Source organism: Neisseria sicca 4320, from assembly GCF_000193735.1.
Taxonomy (GTDB): domain Bacteria; phylum Pseudomonadota; class Gammaproteobacteria; order Burkholderiales; family Neisseriaceae; genus Neisseria; species Neisseria sicca_E.
Window position 1 is genome coordinate 1 of sequence record NZ_AEPF01000139.1, and the last position, 2,873, is coordinate 2,873.

General features: G+C 50.0%; 2 protein-coding genes. Both read right to left on the reverse strand.

The genetic code is table 11. The features are described from left to right. Positions 1–183: 183 nt before the first annotated feature. Positions 184–1,497, reverse strand: coding sequence for an NCS2 family permease (locus NSCA4_RS0111275; protein WP_016688215.1), 1,314 nt, complete (start codon positions 1,495–1,497; stop codon positions 184–186). Positions 1,498–1,760: 263 nt separating this feature from the next. Continuing rightward, on the reverse strand, positions 1,761–2,873 hold a 1,113-nt coding region (locus tag NSCA4_RS13215), incomplete at its 5' end, for a YadA C-terminal domain-containing protein (protein ID WP_016688216.1).

The window sequence follows — 2,873 nt, forward strand, 5'->3', positions numbered from 1 at the left end:
CCTGCATACGCAGGGTTCAAGATGAGTTGAACCACCGGCCAAGAAAAAAACTTGGCTACGAAACGCCAAGTGTTTTATTCTTTAATCTGTTCCAACCACTGATACCTTTAGTGTTGCACTTGAAATCCGAATCCAAGGTCGTCTGAAAACTTATTTTCAGACGACCTTTCTGTAAATGGAGCATTAGCCCCCTAAATACCAGAATTTCAACGCCCACAATACGGCAACTATCCACACCATAGATGGTACGTCTTTCACGCGGTTGCACAAGAGTTTGATCACTGCATAGCTGATAAAGCCGAAGGCGATGCCGTCTGCAATCGAATAGGTAAACGGCATGAACACGATGGTCAGGAAAGCGGGAGCGGCTTCGGTCATGTCGTCCCAGTCGATTTCACGCGCGCTGCGCAGCATTTGCGCACCGACGTAGAGCAGCGCAGGCGCTGTGGCAAAACCGGGGATGCTCTGCACCAGCGGTGAGAAAATCAGACACGCCAGCATCAATACGCCGACGGTTACGGCAGTCAGACCGGTGCGGCCGCCTGCGGCAACACCCGCCGCACTTTCGACATACGGCGTGGTTGAAGACGTACCCAGTGCGGCACCGGCTACGATGGCGGTCGAGTCGGCGAACAGGGCGCGTTTCAGACGAGGTAGTTTGCCGTCTTCCATCAGGCCTGCTCGGTGGGAAACGCCGACCAACGTGCCGGTGGAGTCAAACAAATCAACCAGGAAAAAGACGAAAATCACGCTGACCATGCTGAGGGTAAAGAGGCCGTTGAAATCCATCTTCATGAAAGTCGGCGCGATACTTGGAATTTCGCCGATTACGCCTTTAAACTCGCTCAAGCCCAGCAGGGTGGAAATGGCAGTAATCGTCAGAATGGTCAGGATAATCGCCCCTTTGACGCGGAAATGCCCCAAAGCCACTACCATAGCGAAGCCTGCCAGCACCAAGAGCGCAGCAGGTTGGTGGATGTCGCCTAGTTTCATCAAAGTCGCGTCGCTGGCAACGATAATGCCGGAACCTTTGAGCGCAATCAGCGACAGAAACAGCCCGATACCGGCGGCAATCGACATTTTCAAACCCATAGGCAGCGCGTTTACCAGCATTTCGCGCACTTTGAAAAAGCTGAATAAAATGAAAATGATGCCGGAAACGAATACCGCACCCAAAGCCACCTGCCAGGGCACGCCCATGCCTTTGACGACGGCGAAAGTAAAGTAGGCGTTCAAACCCATGCCCGGCGCGAGCGCAATCGGATAGTTGCCGACGAAGCCCATCACGAAGCAGCCGATGGCGGAAGCGATGCAGGTGGCGACGAATACCGCGCCCATGTCCATGCCCGTTTCGCCGAGAATCAGCGGATTGACGATGATGATGTAACACATGGCGAGGAAGGTGGTCAGCCCAGCCGTCAGCTCCGTGCGTACATTCGTGCCGTTTGCGCTTAAATTGAATATACGCTCCAGCACATTTTGATTTGAAGTAGTCATGAGTTATGCTTTTCAAAAAAAAGGAAATTTGCGGGCGGTATTATACTGAAAACGCTTTGTTATCGGGTGAAAAATTGCCAACATTTAGTCTAAGAACGGAGAGTAGTTGAAAACGAGGTCGTCTGAAAATCCGAGCGTTGGGTTTTCGACGACCTTTCGGAATATTTGGGCATTTTTGATGCATTTTTTCTTTCAAAGATTAAATGCATAAAAAACCCGCAGCCGAAGCTGCGGGTCAATTTAGGTCAGTTCTACGAAGAATATTACCATTCGTAGTTCAAACCTACGTTGTAAGATGCAGAGCCGCCTGAAGAGGTGCCCACTGCAAGACCGGCTTTAGCTGCAAAGTTTTCATTGAAGCGATAACCTGCACCCACAGCAACTGCGGTATCAGATTTAAAACCGCCCAAAGCAGCGGTAACGTTGAATTTACCGACGCTGTAAGGTTGGAATAGGCCGCTGAGGGCTGCTTGTGCTGCCAGGCCCTGACGGGTCTCTTTGCGCAGATTAGCTACGTTTTTATCCAAGCTGTCGATACGCGCTGAGTTTTTAGCAATACCTGCAGCGTGTTGACCATTTGCAGTTTGCAATGCAGCAATATCGGTTTTGTTGGTATCGATTTGCTTAGTATTGACTGCAATTTGTACCGCATTGGTATCGGCACTTTCTTGAGCTTTGGCAGCAGCGTTTTGCGCAGCAGACGCTACATTATTGGCAGCAACAGCAGATGTTTGCGCTGCTTTGGCGTGGCTTTCAGCTGTTTGGGCAGATTTTTGTGCAACTTCGACAGAGCCTTGTACTGCTTGTACTGATTTTTCAGCTTTAACCGCTGCATTTCTAGCAGTTTCCACAGCACCCTTATCGGCTTTAGTTTCGATTGCCGCTTTGTTGGCGTCAATATCTTGGCGGTTAACTTCTAAAGCTTCCATCGCAGCTTTACCTGCCAAGGCAAGATCACCAATGTCTTTATCCAGGCTGGTGATGGCATTGTTAAAGCCTTCGTTAGCTTCTTTTTGCTCTTCAAGTGCGGCAGTATTTTCAGCAATCGCCGCTTTATTGGCGTCGATATCCTTGCGGTTGGCTTCCAAGGCCTCAGTTGCTGTCAGACCTGCTTGTGCCAAGTCAACGATGTCTTTATCGTGACGAGTGATAGCTGCGCTAGTCGCGTCGCTCAGGGCAGTTACTTCATCACCGATGTCGTTAACTTTTTTGCCCATATTGTCAGTGTATTTTGCCAATTCTTCGAAGTCGGCTTTGTCGGCTTTAGTTTCGATTGCTGCTTTGTTGGCATCAATGTCTTGGCGGTTAACTTCTAAAGCTTCCATCGCAGCTTTACCTGCCGAGGCAAGATCACCGATGTCTTTATCCAAGCTGGC